Origin of the sequence: Leclercia sp. 29361, from assembly GCF_011290365.1 — a bacterium.
GTDB classification, from domain to species: domain Bacteria; phylum Pseudomonadota; class Gammaproteobacteria; order Enterobacterales; family Enterobacteriaceae; genus Enterobacter; species Enterobacter tamurae.
Genome location: NZ_CP049786.1, coordinates 3561458 through 3578804, shown reverse-complemented (window position 1 = coordinate 3578804; position 17347 = coordinate 3561458). Strand labels below are relative to the sequence as shown.

At 57.6% G+C, this 17347-nt stretch carries 15 protein-coding genes; 13 read left to right on the top strand and 2 right to left on the bottom strand.

The window, feature by feature from the left end:
• Position 1: 1 nt before the first annotated feature.
• From pbpC to G7090_RS17115, 12 genes are all read left to right on the top strand, one after another.
• Positions 2-2326, top strand: a complete 2325-nt coding sequence (gene pbpC / locus G7090_RS17170; protein ID WP_166183349.1) for a peptidoglycan glycosyltransferase PbpC — start codon at positions 2-4, stop codon at positions 2324-2326.
• Positions 2327-2481: 155 nt separating this feature from the next.
• Positions 2482-2913, top strand: coding sequence for a nucleoside-diphosphate kinase (gene ndk, locus G7090_RS17165; protein ID WP_106994604.1), 432 nt, complete (start codon positions 2482-2484; stop codon positions 2911-2913).
• 169 nt (positions 2914-3082) lie between these two features.
• A complete protein-coding gene (locus tag G7090_RS17160; protein WP_166183347.1) occupies positions 3083-4249 on the top strand; it encodes a bifunctional tRNA (adenosine(37)-C2)-methyltransferase TrmG/ribosomal RNA large subunit methyltransferase RlmN in 1167 nt (388 codons plus the stop codon).
• Positions 4250-4541: 292 nt separating this feature from the next.
• A complete protein-coding gene (rodZ, locus tag G7090_RS17155) occupies positions 4542-5540 on the top strand; it encodes a cytoskeleton protein RodZ (protein ID WP_166183345.1) in 999 nt (332 codons plus the stop codon).
• A gap of 30 nt (positions 5541-5570) precedes the next feature.
• Complete coding sequence (gene ispG, locus G7090_RS17150; RefSeq protein WP_106994607.1) at positions 5571-6689, top strand: flavodoxin-dependent (E)-4-hydroxy-3-methylbut-2-enyl-diphosphate synthase; 1119 nt, start codon at positions 5571-5573, stop codon at positions 6687-6689.
• 91 nt (positions 6690-6780) lie between these two features.
• Positions 6781-8055 carry a histidine--tRNA ligase gene (gene hisS, locus G7090_RS17145; RefSeq protein WP_106994608.1) on the top strand — a complete coding sequence of 425 codons (1275 nt, stop codon included), beginning with the start codon at positions 6781-6783 and terminating at the stop codon, positions 8053-8055.
• A 13-nt stretch (positions 8056-8068) separates the two neighbouring features.
• Positions 8069-8689 carry a YfgM family protein gene (locus G7090_RS17140; RefSeq protein ID WP_166183343.1) on the top strand — a complete coding sequence of 207 codons (621 nt, stop codon included), beginning with the start codon at positions 8069-8071 and terminating at the stop codon, positions 8687-8689.
• A gap of 10 nt (positions 8690-8699) precedes the next feature.
• Positions 8700-9878: an outer membrane protein assembly factor BamB gene (gene bamB / locus G7090_RS17135; RefSeq protein ID WP_106994610.1), complete on the top strand. Its 1179-nt coding sequence runs from the start codon at positions 8700-8702 to the stop codon at positions 9876-9878.
• A 110-nt stretch (positions 9879-9988) separates the two neighbouring features.
• Entirely contained in the window at positions 9989-11461 is a 1473-nt protein-coding gene (der, locus tag G7090_RS17130) for a ribosome biogenesis GTPase Der (protein WP_166183342.1), read from the top strand.
• A gap of 300 nt (positions 11462-11761) precedes the next feature.
• A complete protein-coding gene (locus G7090_RS17125) occupies positions 11762-13315 on the top strand; it encodes a peptide MFS transporter (protein ID WP_166183340.1) in 1554 nt (517 codons plus the stop codon).
• Between the two features lie 62 nt (positions 13316-13377).
• Positions 13378-14412, top strand: a complete 1035-nt coding sequence (locus G7090_RS17120) for a Gfo/Idh/MocA family oxidoreductase (RefSeq protein WP_166183338.1) — start codon at positions 13378-13380, stop codon at positions 14410-14412.
• 52 nt (positions 14413-14464) lie between these two features.
• Entirely contained in the window at positions 14465-14686 is a 222-nt protein-coding gene (locus G7090_RS17115; protein WP_166183337.1) for a zinc ribbon domain-containing protein, read from the top strand.
• Here G7090_RS17115 and G7090_RS17110 read toward each other — a convergent pair.
• Both G7090_RS17110 and G7090_RS17105 read right to left on the bottom strand, forming a co-directional pair.
• A complete protein-coding gene (locus G7090_RS17110) occupies positions 14683-15033 on the bottom strand; it encodes a protealysin inhibitor emfourin (protein WP_166183335.1) in 351 nt (116 codons plus the stop codon). The two genes, G7090_RS17115 and G7090_RS17110, sit on opposite strands and share 4 nt — an antisense overlap.
• Positions 15034-16053 carry a M4 family metallopeptidase gene (locus G7090_RS17105; protein WP_166183333.1) on the bottom strand — a complete coding sequence of 340 codons (1020 nt, stop codon included), beginning with the start codon at positions 16051-16053 and terminating at the stop codon, positions 15034-15036.
• 156 nt (positions 16054-16209) lie between these two features.
• On the opposite strand from G7090_RS17105, the gene G7090_RS17100 reads away from it, so the two are divergent.
• Positions 16210-17340 (top strand): MFS transporter, encoded by a 1131-nt coding sequence (locus G7090_RS17100; protein WP_166183331.1) that lies wholly within the window; start codon positions 16210-16212, stop codon positions 17338-17340.
• Positions 17341-17347: the final 7 nt, after the last annotated feature.

Sequence of the window (17347 nt, the reverse complement as noted above, 5' to 3'; positions counted from 1 at the left end):
CGTGCAGTATCGGAAATGGATACGCTCCCGCTGGCTATGGCTGGTGGGGGCGATACTTCTGCTGTGGGGCGGCATCATTGCTGCCGATCGCCTGTGGCCACTCCCGCTACACGAAGTCAATCCTGCCCGGGTGGTAGTGGACGAGAAAGGCATCCCGCTGTGGCGATTTGCCGATCGCGACGGGATCTGGCGCTATCCGGTCACTATCGAAGAGGTTTCCCCCCGCTATCTCGAAGCCCTGATCCAGTATGAAGATCGCTGGTTCTGGGATCATCCCGGCGTAAATCCGTTCTCGGTGCTACGTGCTGCCTGGCAGGATCTTACTGCCGGGAAGGTGGTCTCGGGCGGAAGTACGCTGACCATGCAGGTTGCCCGCCTGCTGGATCCTCATCCCCGGACCTTCGGTGGCAAAGCGCGTCAGCTCTGGCGCGCGCTCCAGCTCGAGTGGCATCTCTCTAAACGTGAGATCCTGACCCTCTATCTGAACCGTGCCCCCTTTGGCGGCACGCTGCAGGGGGTGGGGGCCGCCAGCTGGGCTTACCTGGGGAAAGCCCCTGCGCAGTTGAGCTACTCCGAAGCGGCGCTGCTTGCCGTCCTGCCGCAGGCCCCGAGCCGTTTGCGTCCGGACCGCTGGCCGGAGCGTGCCGAGGCGGCACGCAATAAAGTGCTCAGGCGCATGGCCTCTCAGGGCGTCTGGCCCGCGCGTCAGGTGAGCGAATCGCAGGAGGAGCCAGTATGGCTGGCCCCCCGGCAGATGCCGCAGCTGGCACCCTTGTTCTCGCGCATGATGCTCAGCAAAAGCCGTGACACCAAAGTGGTGACAACCCTCGATGCCACACTCCAGCGCCAGCTGGAGGAGCTGGCGCTGAACTGGAAATCCCGGCTGCCGCCCCGCAGTTCACTGGCGATGATCGTGGTCGATCATACCGATATGAAGGTGCGCGGCTGGGTCGGATCGGTGGACATCAACGACGACAGCCGTTTCAGCCATGTGGATATGATCTCAGCGATCCGATCCCCGGGATCGGTGCTCAAGCCCTTTGTCTATGGCCTGGCGATGGATGACGGGCTGATCCACCCGGCCTCGCTGCTGCAGGATGTCCCGCGCCGCACCGGCGATTACCGTCCGGGGAATTTTGACAGCGGTTTTCATGGCCCAATCAGCATGAGCGAGGCGCTGGTGCGATCCCTGAACCTGCCCGCCGTGCAGGTGCTCGAAGCCTACGGGCCGAAAAAGTTTGCCGGGATGCTGCGTAACGCCGGACTGCCGCTGTTGCTGCCCGCAGGCGCTCAGCCGAACCTCTCCCTGATCCTCGGCGGTGCCGGGGCGCGTCTGGAAGATATCGCTGCGGCCTACAGCGCTTTTGCCCGTCAGGGTCGGGCAGGGAAGCTGCGCCTGCAGCCGGACGACCCCCTGCTTGAGCGGCCTCTGCTCTCGCCCGGGGCGGCGTGGATCGTCCGCCGCATTCTGGCCAACGAGGCGCAGCCGCTGCCGGATAGCGCCCTTGCTCAGGTAGTACCCCTGGCGATAAAAACCGGTACCAGCTATGGCTACCGTGATGCCTGGGCGATAGGGCTGAATGCACGCTACGTGATCGGAATCTGGACCGGCAGACCGGATGGTACGCCGGTGGCAGGGCAATTTGGTTTTGCCAGCGCGGTGCCGGTGTTAAATCAGGTCAACAACCTGTTGCAGTCGCGTTCGGCGCTGGATGAGGCGCGCCTGCCGCGCGACCCGCGCCCGGCCTCGGTGAGCCGGGGCGTGATCTGCTGGCCGGGCGGACAGTCTCTGCCTGAAGGGGACAGCAACTGTCGTCGTCGCCTCGCGACCTGGCTGCTTGAGGGGAGCCAGCCGCCGACGCTGCTACTGCCGGAGCAGGAGGGCATCCGTGGGATTCGTTTCCCTGTCTGGCTGGATAACAGCGGCAAACGCGTGGCGGCGGACTGCCCGCAGGCCCAGGAACAGAGCGTTGACGTCTGGCCTCTGCCGCTGGAGCCCTGGCTACCGCAGGCAGAACGACGGGCTGCGCGCATCCCGCCGGCATCTGCAACCTGCCCGCCGCTCGGCCAGGCTTTCCCGGCGCCGCTGATCCTCTCCGGTATTCGCCAGGGAGCGGTGATTAAGCGCCTGCCGGGTGAGGCGCGCGTGTCATTGCCTCTGCTGGCCAGCGGCAGTAACGGTGCCCGCTGGTGGTTTCTTAATGGCGAACCGCTAAATGCGCAGGGGCGGGCGTATACGTTGCATCTTGAAAATGCCGGAGAGTATCAACTGTTGGTGATGGATGAGGCGGGGCAGGTGGCGACCGCTGATTTTACGTTGCAATAGATAAAACAGGTTTTAGCCCCGATCTGTTGTTAAAACTCGTCTTATTTTAAAAAAATGTTACATCCATCCATAGGCAATGGCGTGAATGCTCATTATAATCCGCGCCATATATTTCGCATGAATGCAAAACAACAGAACAAATCACAGAGGTAATCATGGCTATTGAACGTACTTTTTCCATCATCAAACCAAACGCGGTGGCAAAAAACGTTATTGGCAGCATCTTTGCTCGCTTTGAAGCGGCAGGGTTCAAAATCGTTGGCACCAAAATGCTGCATCTGACCGTTGAGCAGGCTCGCGGTTTCTATGCTGAGCACGAAGGTCGCCCATTCTTCGACGGTCTGGTTGAGTTCATGACCTCTGGCCCAATCGTGGTTTCCGTGCTGGAAGGCGAAAATGCTGTTCAGCGTCACCGCGATCTGCTGGGCGCAACCAACCCGGACAACGCGTTGGCCGGTACCCTGCGCGCAGATTACGCTGACAGCTTCACCGAGAACGGCACCCACGGTTCCGACTCCGTAGAATCTGCTGCACGCGAAATCGCTTTCTTCTTCGCAGAAGGCGAAGTGTGCTCACGTACCCGTTAATTTAACGGTTTCGTTTACACATTATTTTCGTAAATGCCGCGTGCAGACGTGGCATCCCTGCGTCAGACTTTGTACAATGCAACGCCCCGGATGAGCAGACTGCTTTCCGGGGCGTTTCTTTTCAACCCTCCACGGGCCATAACGTGTAACAACGAGGCCGGAATATATTATGTCTGAATTAGTTAATACCTCCGAAGTCGCCATTCCTGCGGTTCCAAATAAAAATGGAAAAATCAACCTGCTGGACCTGAACCGTCAGCAGATGCGCGAGTTCTTCAAAGAGATGGGCGAGAAGCCGTTTCGTGCCGACCAGGTCATGAAGTGGATGTATCACTATTGCAGCGACGACTTTGATGACATGACTGACATCAACAAAGTGCTGCGCAACAAGCTGAAAGAGGTCGCGGAAATCCGCGCCCCGGAAGTGGTGGAAGAGCAGCGTTCAGCTGACGGCACCATCAAATGGGCGATTGCCGTAGGCGATCAGCGCGTTGAAACGGTCTATATCCCGGAAGATGATCGCGCCACTCTGTGTGTCTCTTCCCAGGTCGGTTGTGCGTTGGAGTGTAAGTTCTGCTCCACGGCGCAGCAGGGCTTTAACCGCAACCTGCGTGTGTCGGAAATCATCGGCCAGGTCTGGCGTGCGGCGAAGATCGTCGGCGCGGCAAAAGTAACCGGCACCCGTCCGATCACCAACGTGGTGATGATGGGGATGGGCGAGCCGCTGCTGAACCTGACTAACGTGGTTCCGGCGATGGAGATCATGCTCGATGACTTCGGTTTTGGCCTGTCCAAACGTCGCGTGACGCTCTCTACGTCAGGTGTTGTGCCTGCGCTGGATAAGCTCGGCGATATGATTGACGTTGCGCTGGCGATTTCGCTGCATGCGCCGAACGATACCATCCGTGATGAGATCGTCCCCATCAACAAAAAGTACAATATCGAGACCTTCCTGAATTCGGTGCGGGGCTACATTTCGAAGTCCAATGCTAACCAGGGACGCGTCACCATTGAGTACGTCATGCTGGATCACATCAACGACGGCACCGAGCATGCGCACGAGCTGGCCGCGCTGCTGAAAGATACGCCGTGCAAGATTAACCTGATCCCATGGAACCCGTTCCCGGGCGCGCCGTATGGCCGTAGCTCGAACAGCCGTATCGACCGTTTCTCCAAAGTGCTGATGGAGTATGGTTTTACCACTATCGTGCGTAAAACCCGCGGCGATGATATTGATGCCGCCTGTGGTCAGCTGGCCGGTGAAGTTATCGACCGCACCAAGCGTACGCTGCGTAAACGTATGCAGGGCGAAGCGATCGACATCAAGGCCGTGTAATTATTATGCTGCTACGGCGCATTATCTGCGCCGTGGCAGCGTAAGATGCGAATAAACAGTCATTGCACCGGTGTATTGATAATAATTACGGTGCGTTTTATATGACTTTAAGGCAGTATGTAACGACGCAACAACAGTTTAGCCTCACTGACAAGCCGCTTCTGTCAACGAAAACCTGACAGTGTTGTGCTGTCTTACTAAGGTTAACTGACCAGAAGTTTCGCGGTGCGGGTGGCATTGTGACTCACCGGCGCCAGAATCCTCAATTTTCACGTACCAGTAGTTGTAGCGAATGAATACTGAAGCCACTCACGACCAAAATGCAGCACTTTCCACTGGCGTTCGTCTTCGCAACGCCCGTGAACAACTCGGACTAAGCCAGCAAGCCGTTGCGGAACGCTTATGCCTGAAGGTTTCCACGGTCCGCGATATTGAAGAAGATAAGGCACCTGCCGAACTTGCTTCAACGTTTCTGCGTGGTTATATCCGCTCTTATGCGAAACTGGTGCATATTCCAGAAGAAGAACTGCTGCCGATGATGGAAAAACAGGCACCGGTCAGAGCGGCGAAAGTCGCGCCGATGCAGAGTTTTTCGCTGGGCAAACGTCGTAAAAAGCGTGATGGCTGGCTGATGAGCTTTACCTGGCTGGTACTGTTTGTGGTTATCGGCCTGACGGGCGCCTGGTGGTGGCAGAACCACAAAGCGCAGCAGGAAGAGATCACCACCATGGCCGACCAATCCTCCGCCGAGCTTAACGGCTCGGCAGGTGAGGGCGCGCAGAGCATCCCCCTGAATACCGACGCTTCAGCAACCGCCAGCGAACCGCCGGCGGTTACTGCCGGTACGGCGAATACGGCAACGGCGCAGACTACTGCGCCAGTCGTTGATCAAACTGCCCAGGCTCCGGCTGACAACGCCGTGGTTTCGCCTTCACAGGCAAACGTCGAGACGGCACCGGCAGCCACCGCGGATAACGCGGTTCAGCCTTTGCCATCCGATCCGGCGGGCGTGACCGCTGCAGCGGCCGACCCGAACGCACTGGTCATGAACTTCAGCGCCGATTGCTGGCTGGAAGTGACCGACGCGACCGGCAAAAAGCTGTTCAGCGGTCTGCAGCGTAAGGACGGAACGTTAAATCTGGCAGGCCAGGCGCCTTATAAGCTCAAGATTGGTGCTCCGGCAGCGGTCCAGATCCAGTTCCAGGGTAAACCTGTCGATCTGAGCCGTTTTATCAGAACTAACCAGGTTGCGCGTCTGACCCTCAATGCCGAACAATCAGCAGCACAGTAAGTAACAGACAGGCAACGCGGGAGATTTTCCATGCATAACCAGGCTCCTATTCCACGTAGAAAATCGAAACGTATTTACGTCGGGAATGTGCCAATTGGCGATGGTGCTCCCATCGCCGTTCAGTCGATGACCAATACTCGCACCACTGACGTGGCAGCGACGGTCAATCAGATCAAAGCGTTAGAACGTGTAGGCGCAGACATAGTCCGCGTTTCCGTACCGACAATGGATGCGGCAGAAGCGTTCAAACTCATCAAACAGCAGGTCTCCGTTCCGCTGGTTGCCGATATTCACTTCGATTACCGTATCGCGCTGAAAGTCGCGGAATACGGCGTTGATTGCCTGCGTATCAACCCTGGCAACATCGGCAGCGAAGAGCGTATCCGCGCGGTGGTCGATTGCGCCCGCGACAAAAACATCCCCATCCGTATCGGCGTAAACGCCGGTTCGCTGGAAAAAGATCTGCAGGAAAAGTACGGCGAACCGACTCCGCAGGCGCTGCTCGAATCGGCCATGCGTCATGTGGATCATCTCGATCGTCTGAACTTCGACCAGTTCAAAGTCAGCGTTAAAGCGTCGGACGTTTTCCTTGCCGTTGAATCCTATCGTCTGCTGGCGAAGCAGATCGATCAGCCCCTGCACCTCGGGATCACCGAAGCAGGTGGTGCGCGCAGCGGTGCGGTGAAATCAGCGATTGGCCTTGGTCTGCTGCTGAATGAAGGCATTGGCGACACCCTGCGTGTCTCGCTGGCCGCCGATCCGGTGGAAGAGATCAAAGTCGGTTTCGATATCCTGAAATCGCTGCGTATTCGCTCCCGTGGCATCAACTTTATCGCCTGCCCAACCTGTTCACGTCAGGAGTTCGACGTCATCGGTACGGTGAATGCGCTGGAGCAGCGTCTGGAAGATATCATCACCCCGATGGACGTTTCGATTATCGGCTGTGTGGTGAACGGTCCGGGTGAGGCCCTGGTGTCGACCCTGGGCGTTACGGGTGGCAACAAGAAAAGTGGTCTCTATGAAGATGGCGTCCGCAAAGATCGTCTGGATAATAATGACATGATCGATCAGCTTGAAGCCCGCATTCGCGCCAAAGCCACCATGCTGGATGAAGCGCAGCGCATCAGCGTGCTACAGGTAGAAAAATAACGTGATGGGAAGCGGTTCGCTTCCTGTGTATGATTGAACCCTTCGGTTATGAACCCCAGGGTTCATTTTTGTCTATAGAAAGAGAACAAACGTGGCAAAGAACATTCAAGCCATTCGCGGCATGAACGATTATCTGCCTGCCGAGACCGCCATCTGGCAGCGCATTGAAGGCACCCTCAAGCAGGTGCTCGGCAGCTACGGTTACAGCGAAATCCGTTTGCCGATTGTAGAGCAGACCCCGTTATTCAAACGCGCTATCGGTGAAGTCACCGACGTGGTTGAAAAAGAGATGTATACCTTTGAGGATCGTAATGGCGACAGCCTGACCTTACGTCCGGAAGGTACGGCGGGATGTGTACGCGCCGGCATCGAGCATGGTCTCCTGTACAATCAGGAGCAGCGCCTGTGGTATATCGGCCCAATGTTCCGTCACGAACGCCCACAGAAAGGCCGCTACCGCCAGTTTAACCAGTTGGGTGTCGAAGCCTTCGGTCTGCAAGGCCCGGATATTGACGCAGAGCTGATTATGCTGACCGCCCGCTGGTGGCGCGCACTGGGTATCGCTGACCACGTCTCCCTGGAGCTGAACTCCATTGGTTCTCTTGAAGCGCGTGCAAATTATCGTGATGCGCTGGTGGCCTTCCTCGAGCAGCATAAAGAGAAGCTGGACGAAGACTGCAAGCGTCGTATGTACAGCAACCCGTTGCGCGTGCTGGATTCCAAGAACCCGGACGTGCAGGCCCTGCTGAACGATGCGCCTTCCCTGGGCGATTATCTGGATGAAGATTCCCGCGAACACTTTGCTGGTCTGTGCAAACTGCTGGAAGCTGCGGGTATTGCTTATACCGTCAATCAGCGCCTGGTACGTGGTCTGGACTACTACAACCGCACCGTGTTTGAGTGGGTGACTACCAGCCTCGGCTCACAGGGAACCGTCTGCGCGGGTGGTCGTTATGACGGCCTGGTAGAGCAGTTAGGCGGCCGCGCGGCACCGGCAGTCGGTTTCGCTATGGGCCTCGAGCGACTTGTTTTGTTAGTTCAGGCAGTTAATCCGGAATTTAAAGCCGATCCTGTTGTCGATATATACCTGGTGGCCTCAGGCGCGGAAACGCAGTCTGCGGCAATGCAGCTTGCCGAACGTATGCGCGATGCGCTGCCAGCAGCTAAGCTGATGACCAACCACGGCGGCGGCAACTTTAAGAAACAGTTCGCCCGTGCCGATAAGTGGGGCGCGCGTATCGCACTGGTGCTTGGCGAGTCAGAAGTGGCTAACGGCGAAGTGGTAGTGAAGGATCTGCGCTCTGGTGAGCAAACAACGGTAACGCAGGACGGCGTTGCGGCGCACTTGCGCACTCTACTGGGCTAAGGAGAAGGACTGCGTGGAAATGTACGAGAACGAAAACGACCAGGTTGATGCGATTAAACGCTTCTTTGCTGAAAACGGCAAAGCACTGGCTGTTGGGGTCATTTTAGGTGTTGGCGCCCTGGTGGGCTGGCGTTACTGGAACAGTCATCAGGTCGATTCCGCGCGTGGCTCCTCCTTACAGTATGAAAATACCGTGAGCGCCATTAAGGCCGAACAGCCCCAAACCCTGGCGGCGGCAGAGAAATTTGCCGCAGACAACAAAAACACCTATGGTGCCCTGACGTCGCTGGAAGTGGCTCAGCAGTTCGTTGATAAAGGCGAGCTGGATAAAGCGGCAGCCCAGCTGCAGCAGGGTCTGGCAGCCGCAGGCAACGACAACCTGAAAGCGCTCATCAATCTGCGTCTTGCCCGTATTCAGGTGCAGCAGAAGAAACCAGACGAAGCGTTGAAAACCCTGGACTCTGTCAAAGGTGAAGGCTTTGCCTCAATCGTTGCCGACCTGCGTGGCGAAGCACTGCTGAGCAAGGGTGACAAACAAGGCGCGCGCAGCGCATGGGAAGCGGGTGTTAAAAGCAACGCCTCACCCGCGCTGAGCGAAATGATGCAGATGAAAATAAATAATTTGTCCGTCTGAGAGGGACCCGATGCAATTGCGTAAATTACTTCTGCCAGGACTGCTTTCCGTTACGTTATTGAGCGGCTGTTCACTGTTCAGCGGCGAAGAAGATGTTGTCACCATGTCTCCACTGCCGACGGTTGAAAACCAGTTTGCACCGTCTACTGCCTGGAGCACCTCCGTTGGTGACGGCATTGGCGATTTCTACTCCAACCTGCATCCGGCTTCTGCGGACGGCGTGGTCTATGCGGCTGACCGCAAAGGCACGGTAAAAGCCGTAAACGCCGATGACGGCAAAGAGGTGTGGTCGATTAATCTGGCTGAAAAAAGCGGCTGGCTGTCACGCACCCCGGCTCTGCTGTCAGGTGGTGTGACGGTGGCCGGTGGCCATGTCTATATCGGCAGCGAGAAGGCACAGGTCTATGCCCTTAACGCCAGCGACGGTTCCATTGCCTGGCAAACCCGCGTTGCCGGCGAAGCACTCTCCCGTCCGGTCGTCAGCGACGGCATGGTACTGGTGCATACCGCTAACGGTCAGCTGCAGGCGTTGAATGAAACTGACGGTGCGGTGAAGTGGACCGTTAACCTGGATATGCCTGCGCTCTCCCTGCGCGGTGAATCTGCTCCAGCCACTGCCTTTGGTGCAGCCATTGTTGGCGGCGATAACGGTCGCGTTAACGCCGTATTGATGCAGCAGGGTCAGCTGATCTGGCAGCAGCGTATCTCTCAGGCAACCGGTCCGACCGAAATCGACCGTCTGAGCGATGTGGATACCACCCCGGTTATCGTCAATGGCGTTGTCTACGCGCTGGCTTATAACGGCAATCTGACCGCGATGGATCTGCGTAGCGGCCAGGTGATGTGGAAACGCGAGCTGGGCTCGGTGAACGATTTTGTGGTGGACGGCAACCGCATCTATCTGGTGGATCAGAACGATCGCCTGCTGGCGCTGAGCACCGATGGCGGCGTGACGCTGTGGACGCAGAGCGATCTGCTGCACCGTCTGCTGACCGCACCGGCGCTGTATAACGGCAGCCTGGTGGTAGGTGATAGCGAAGGTTACATGCACTGGATTGACCCGAGCAACGGTCGTTTTGTCGCTCAGGAGAAAGTCGACGGTTCCGGTTTCCTGACCGAGCCGGTAGTGGCTGACGGCAAACTGCTGATCCAGGCAAAAGACGGTACGCTGTACGCGATCACGCGTTAATCACCGCGGTTGTAGTATACTCAACGGCTCCTGTTGCTTCAGGGGCCGTTTTGATTTTTTAAAAAACGCCGCAAACGCGACGTGATATCGAATTTTATGAGGCTTTAAACATGGTACCTGTGGTCGCGCTTGTCGGGCGCCCGAACGTTGGAAAATCCACTCTTTTTAACCGTTTAACACGCACCCGTGATGCGCTGGTTGCGGATTTCCCGGGGCTCACGCGTGACCGTAAGTACGGTCGTGCAGAAGTGGAAGGTCGTGAGTTTATCTGTATCGATACCGGCGGTATCGACGGGACAGAAGACGGCGTTGAAACCCGCATGGCGGAACAATCCCTGCTGGCGATCGAAGAAGCGGATATCGTGCTGTTTATGGTAGATGCGCGTGCGGGCCTGATGCCTGCCGACGTTGCCATCGCCAAGCACCTGCGCTCACGTGAAAAATCCACCTTCCTGGTGGCGAACAAAACGGACGGTATCGATCCCGATCAGGCGATGGCCGATTTCTGGTCGTTAGGCCTGGGCGATATCTACCCAATCGCCGCCTCTCACGGTCGTGGCGTTACCAGCCTGCTGGAAACCGCGCTGCTGCCGTACGTTGACGAGATCAACCCGCCGGAAGAGGTCGACGAAGACGCCGAATACTGGGCGCAGTTCGAAGAAGGCGAAGAGGGTGAAGAGGAGCCGGAAGACGATTTCAACCCGCAGGATCTGCCGATCAAGCTGGCCATCGTCGGTCGTCCAAACGTCGGTAAGTCAACGCTTACTAACCGTATTCTCGGTGAAGACCGCGTGGTGGTATACGACATGCCGGGCACCACCCGCGACAGCATCTACATCCCGATGCAGCGTGACGAGCGTGAATACGTACTGATCGACACCGCGGGCGTGCGTAAGCGCGGTAAAATTACCGATGTGGTTGAGAAATTCTCGGTAATCAAAACCCTGCAGGCGATTGAAGACGCCAACGTGGTGATGCTGGTTATCGATGCCCGTGAAGGCATCTCCGATCAGGATCTCTCCCTGCTCGGCTTTATCCTCAATAGTGGGCGCTCACTGGTTATCGTCGTCAACAAGTGGGATGGCCTGAGCAACGAAGTGCGTGAGCAGGTCAAAGAGATGCTGGACTTCCGTCTGGGCTTTATCGACTTTGCCCGCGTTCACTTCATCTCAGCCCTGCACGGCAGCGGCGTGGGTAACCTGTTTGAGTCCGTACGCGAAGCCTACGACTGTTCAACGCGTCGTGTCGGTACCGCGATGCTGACCCGTATCATGACTATGGCGGCAGAAGACCATCAGCCACCGCTGGTGCGCGGTCGTCGCGTGAAGCTGAAATATGCCCACGCCGGCGGTTATAACCCGCCTATCGTGGTGATCCACGGTAACCAGGTGAAGGATCTGCCAGATTCTTACAAACGCTATCTGATGAACTACTTCCGTAAATCGCTGGAAGTGATGGGTACACCGATCCGTATCCAGTTCAAAGAAGGGGATAACCCGTTTGCTAACAAACGTAACACCCTGACGCCGAACCAGATGCGTAAGCGTAAGCGTTTGATTAAACACATTAAGAAAAGCAAATAATCGTTGCTGTTCTGCTGAAAAACCCGCGCCCGTCGCGGGTTTTTTTATGCCTGAAAGGAATGAATAATTATTGATGTGATGTCAATCACTATTCATGTTTATCCAACATAAAATCTAAGAAATAAGACGATTGTCGAACTTTCGTCTTTTGAGGGTGCTCCGGGGGCTGGACAAAAGTTGCCTTAGGTTATCAAATGGTTAAATAACATTTCGCCGGATGTAAAAAAGCTACCTAATCGCTAACCGGGTGGCTGGCTTCCGGTGTTAACAAGCAACACGACACATCGTCTCAGGAGAATTATGCAATCCTCTGTTAATAAAAACGAAAGCCGAACTTTCTTCGGCCATCCTTATCCGCTCGGCGCGCTGTTCTTCACGGAGATGTGGGAGCGCTTCTCGTTTTACGGTATTCGTCCGCTACTGATCCTGTTTATGGCGGCAACCGTCTATGACGGCGGCATGGGGCTGGCGCGTGAAAATGCCTCCGCTATCGTCGGCATCTTCGCCGGGACCATGTATCTGGCCGCGCTCCCGGGCGGCTGGCTGGCGGATAACTGGCTCGGCCAGCAGAAAGCGGTCTGGTACGGCTCAATTCTGATTGCCCTCGGCCACCTGTCGATTGCGCTGTCCGCGGTGATGGGAAACAACCTGTTCTTTATCGGCCTGATGTTTATCGTCCTCGGCTCAGGCCTGTTCAAAACCTGTATCTCGGTGATGGTGGGCACGCTGTATAAGAAAGGCGATGCGCGTCGTGACGGCGGCTTCTCGCTGTTCTACATGGGCATCAATATGGGGTCATTTATCGCGCCGCTGATCTCCGGCTGGCTGATTAAATCCCACGGCTGGCACTGGGGCTTTGGTATCGGTGGCATCGGGATGCTGGTGGCACTGGTTATCTTCCGCCTGTTTGCCGTGCCGTCGATGAAGCGCTATGACAGCGAAGTGGGGCTGGATTCCACCTGGAACAGCCCTGTGGCGAAGAAAAAAGGCGTTGGCGGCTGGTTACTGGCCCTGGCGGCAGGTATCGCGATTATCGTGACCCTGATTGCCCAGGGTGTGATTGTCATTAACCCGGTCGCGGTGGCCAGCGTGCTGGTGTACGTCATTGCCGCCTCGGTGGCGCTCTACTTTATCTGGCTGTTCATGTTTGCCGGTCTGAACCGTAAAGAGCGCGCCAGGCTGCTGGTCTGCTTTATCCTGCTGGTGTCGGCGGCCTTCTTCTGGTCTGCGTTTGAACAAAAGCCGACCTCGTTTAACCTGTTTGCCAACGACTACACCAACCGCATGATCGGTGATTTTGAAATTCCCGCGGTGTGGTTCCAGTCGATTAACGCCCTGTTTATTATCCTGCTGGCGCCAGTCTTTAGCTGGGCCTGGCCGAAGCTGGCGAGCAACAACATTCGCCCGAGCAGCATCACCAAGTTTGTGATCGGCATTCTGTGTGCGGCAGGGGGCTTTGGCCTGATGATGCTGGCGGCGCAGAACGTTCTCAGTAACGGTGGGGCGGGCGTATCGCCGTTCTGGCTGGTGGGCAGTATCCTGATGCTGACCCTCGGTGAACTGTGCCTGAGCCCGATTGGTCTGGCGACCATGACCCTGCTGGCCCCGGAGAGAATGCGTGGCCAGATGATGGGCCTGTGGTTCTGTGCCAGTGCCCTGGGCAACCTGGCGGCGGGCCTGATTGGCGGTCATGTGAAGGCCGATCAGCTGGATATGCTGCCGGATCTCTTCGCGCGCTGCTCCATCGCACTGCTGATTTGTGCCGCTGTCCTGATGGTGCTCATTGTTCCGGTGCGTCGTATGCTGGAAAATACGCAGACAAAAAACGAGCCGAAACCCGTAACTAACGCCTGATATCTGCCCGACCTGGCCGGGGCGTGCGTTACGCTCCGGCCTTGCCAAAACAGAGGTGATACATGCAGATAGGGTTTGTTGGACTTGGCGCGGTGGTTGAAACCGCCTACTTACCCGCACTACAAAACACCTTTGGTACTTCCCTGCGCTGTCTGGGGTTTGATATCCAGCCAGACAGGACCCTTGATGGCGTCACCCGCTGTCCAACGCTCGCCGATCTTCTTGCTCGTCCTCTCGATACGCTGTTTATCACTACCGCATCGCTGCAGCACCTTGAGGTGCTTGAGCAGGCCCTGGCGTCCTCCATCCCGCGCATTGTGGTCGAAAAGCCGATTGTCGCCACCCTTGCTCAAATCGACAGAGTGAAAACGCTGTTGGCGAGACCGGAAGCGGCCTCCAGGGTGCTGGCCCTCGATCACTGGATGGCGCGCATTAACCTGGTGCAGCTGGGATTGGTCAGGGACTTGTCGGACATCGCCAAAATCCACGGTTTTTTACAGGAGCCGAGCGGGTTTAACGCGGCGGGGGAACCCATCGCGCTCAACTTTGCCACCGGGGAACCGGACACCCGCACGCTGCGCCATCCTGACGGGGTGATTCTGGATATTGGTACGCACGTGCTGGCGATGATGCGGGAGACGGTGCGTTACCTGGGCGGCGACGGCGATATTGCCCTGCAGGTTGTCACCGCCAGAGATCGTCTGGGATGCGATATCGCCAGAGGCGATCTAACCACCGCGGAAGGCGAGGCGCATCTTCAGGGGCAGGTCTGCGGCGTGCCGGTGGCGATCTGGCTCAATAAATATGCCGGGCCGTCCGGAGGACAAAAAGGGCTGCGGCTACATCTGCGGGATGGACGCGTGATGAGCCACGACCGGCGCGGGGCAGAAGATGTGCTTGAGCTGATCGAGGGCGACAAGATTCAGTCATGGCGTTTTGGTGGCACGATCTATGAGCGCTGTCTGGCGGAGCATATTCTGGGGGAGCACAGTCTGTTTGCACGGGCCCCGGCCGAAGTAAGCCGCACGACGCAGCGCAGACTGGAAGAGGTGGAGCTGCTGCTGACATTACAGCAGCAGCTGCGTGGCCCCCAGTGAACGCATCGTGTTAACATCAGTGCAGAACTGAATGTCCTTCAAAGGAGTCATCATGTCGATTACCTGCCCGGATTGTCATGCAGAGCTGGAGCCGCAAAACGGCGTGGCGCACTGCGAGCGTTGCAACAAAGATATCGCCATGGAAGCGCGCTGCCCGGAGTGCCATCAGCCACTCCATGTGTTAAAAGCCTGTGGTGCGGTGGATTATTTCTGCCAGAACGGCCACGGTCTGATCTCGAAAAAGCGCGTGGAGTTCGTCAGGGCTGACGCTTAATCGCAGACGCAGCCTTCGCCTTTCTGCCAGAGTTCGACCAGCGACTCTGGCGCTTCCTGCTCGGGAACCAGCACAATGATGTCGGTGTATTGCGCCTGATTGTGCCGGGTCCAGATGATCTGGATGCGAAAATAGCGCTGGTCGCCGCGGCCGGGTGACGACCGCTGGCCGGGCGGCTCTCCCCGTGGAATAGCCTGCTCCAGTATGTTTACCACGCGCTGGCGCTGCGCGCTGTTAAGCGTCGAGAGCGAGATCCGCCGCAACCCGCTGAGATGGGGAATATAGGCCACACCACCTTCACGCGCCAGCTCGACCACCGCGTCATCCGTCAGTTCCGGAACCTGCATTTACAACACTCCCACCTGTTTCCAGGCTTGCTCAATGGCTGCGGCGACGTCACCACCCGATCGCTTTTCACCGTGTGCTACCGTCAGTTTCGCAAAGGCGTCAAAATCTGCATCTTGCGCCAGCTGTCGATCGCAAACTGTGTCATACCAGGCATAACCGGCTTTCTCCCAGGCATGGCCGCCAATGGCCGTCGCGGCAAGATAAAACGCGCGATTAGGAATGCCCGAATTAAGATGCACGCCGCCGTTATCTTCGCGCGTTTTGATAAAGTCTTTCATATGCGCGGGCTGCGGATCTTTGCCGAGCAGGGGATCGTCATAGGCGGTTCCAGGTTCTGACATCGATCGCAGCCCTTTGCCATTAATCCCCTCGGCCAGCAGGCCTTCGCCAATCAGCCAGTCTGCCTCATTGGCGGTTTGCTTAAGGTGATACTGCTTCACCAGCGCGCCGAACACGTCTGATAACGACTCGTTCAGCGCACCAGACTGTTCAAAGTAGATAAGCCCGGCTTCCGTCTCAGTGACGCCGTGGCTTAGCTCATGGGCGACTATGTCTATGGCGATAGTAAAGCGGTTAAAAATCTCGCCGTCCCCGTCGCCAAATACCATCTGCTGCCCGTTCCAGAAGGCGTTCTGATACTCCCGGCCATAATGCACGGTCCCGGTGAGGATCAGCCCCTTGTTATCGAGGGAGTCGCGCTGATAGTTTTTCCAGAAAAAATCATGGGTGATGCCCAGATAATCATAGGCTTCGTCCACCGCCACGTCGCCGTTAGAGCGCTGCCCCTCATAGCGTACCTGGGTGCCCGGCAGCTCCTGGGTCTGCCTGGCGTCGTAAATGTCCCGCTCCAGCTGTCCGGCCTTATTAACGTGCGGCGCAACGGGTTTTCCCGGCATGTGGGCCATCAACGTCTGGACATGGGTCAGGGTCTGGCGGGCGCAGCGCTGCTGCGGCTCAGAGCCGCTCTCAATAATACGGCGAAGAATATAGGGCGGGATCACGCTAAAGGTTCGGGTCATGCGTCTCTCCTGTTATGGCAATGCCGAAAAAAGCAACAGCTTAAGTGTATGCCATAGTGGCGAAACGGCAGGCAAGTCGGATAAATCGCGGGGTGAAAAAGTGGCGCAACCGCCGCGCAGGGTTTAGGTTTTTAACGACCCAACACGAGGAACGGCATGAAGAAAAACCTGGCTCTGGCAATCACCGGATTTGCCTTAATCGCCGTCACCTATGGGATGGCGCGCTTTTCATGGGGCATCATGCTGCCGGATATCCGGCAGGCTATCCCTTTCTCCACCCAGGCTGCGGGCCTGATTGCCGCCTGCAGCTACGGGGCCTATTGCCTGTCGGTATTTTTCGCCTCGCTTCTGACGCAGCGCTTCGGGCCGCGCTTCCCGGCCGTTCTGGCGGCTTTAATAGCGGCGGCCGGTCTGCTGATTCTGGCCTTCGCCCCTTCGCCGCCGGTGTTGGCCGCGGGCTTGTTTATTGCCGGCCTGAGCTCGGGGCTGGCGTCTCCCGCCCTTGCCGGTGCCGTGAGCGTCGGGGTTAACCCCGAGCGGCAAACAGAGGTGAACACCGTCATTAATGCCGGGACCAGCGGGGGGATCATCTTGTCTGTACCGGTGCTGTTTTTTGTGCCGGGAGGCTGGCGGGTCGCCTGCGCAATCTTTGCACTGCTGGCGTTAGCCTCGCTTATCCCCGTCTGGCGCTATCTGCCCCGCACGGGACGCGCGGGTGAAGTGGCGCCGGGCTGGCGTAGCCTCATCCATCAACCGGGGATGATTCGGCTGTCCACTATTGCCCTGGTCAGCGGCATCGCCAGCGCCGCCTGGTGGAGCTTTGGCCCCGAGCTTTTACAGCGTCATACGGGGCTGGGTGACACCAGCACCAACGTCCTGTGGCTGGTGAGCGGCGGGGCAGGGGTGGCCGCGGTGTTCACCGGTAGCCTGGCGAAGCGCATCGGCATGCGCGGGGTCTATCGTGGATCGCAGATCTTTATGGCGGTGTCGCTGATTGCCCTGGCCCTGAGCAACGGTTTTGCCTGGTGGCTGGTGCCGGTAGTGGCGATGAGCGGGGCGGGATATGTGATTTTATCGGGCGTGCTGCTGGTGCAGGGGGCACGGGTCACAGAGCCTTCGCCAGCGGCAGGGGTAAGTGTTGCCTTCCTGATGCTGGCGGTCGGGCAAATTATCGGTTCGGTGCTTTTCGGTCAGCTGTATGGATTTATCGGCGCGGTAGGGGCGCTGCTGGCATTTTCCGCGCTATCGCTGGTGATGCTGGCGGTGGTGCCCGACGCCCGGACGTAATATCGCG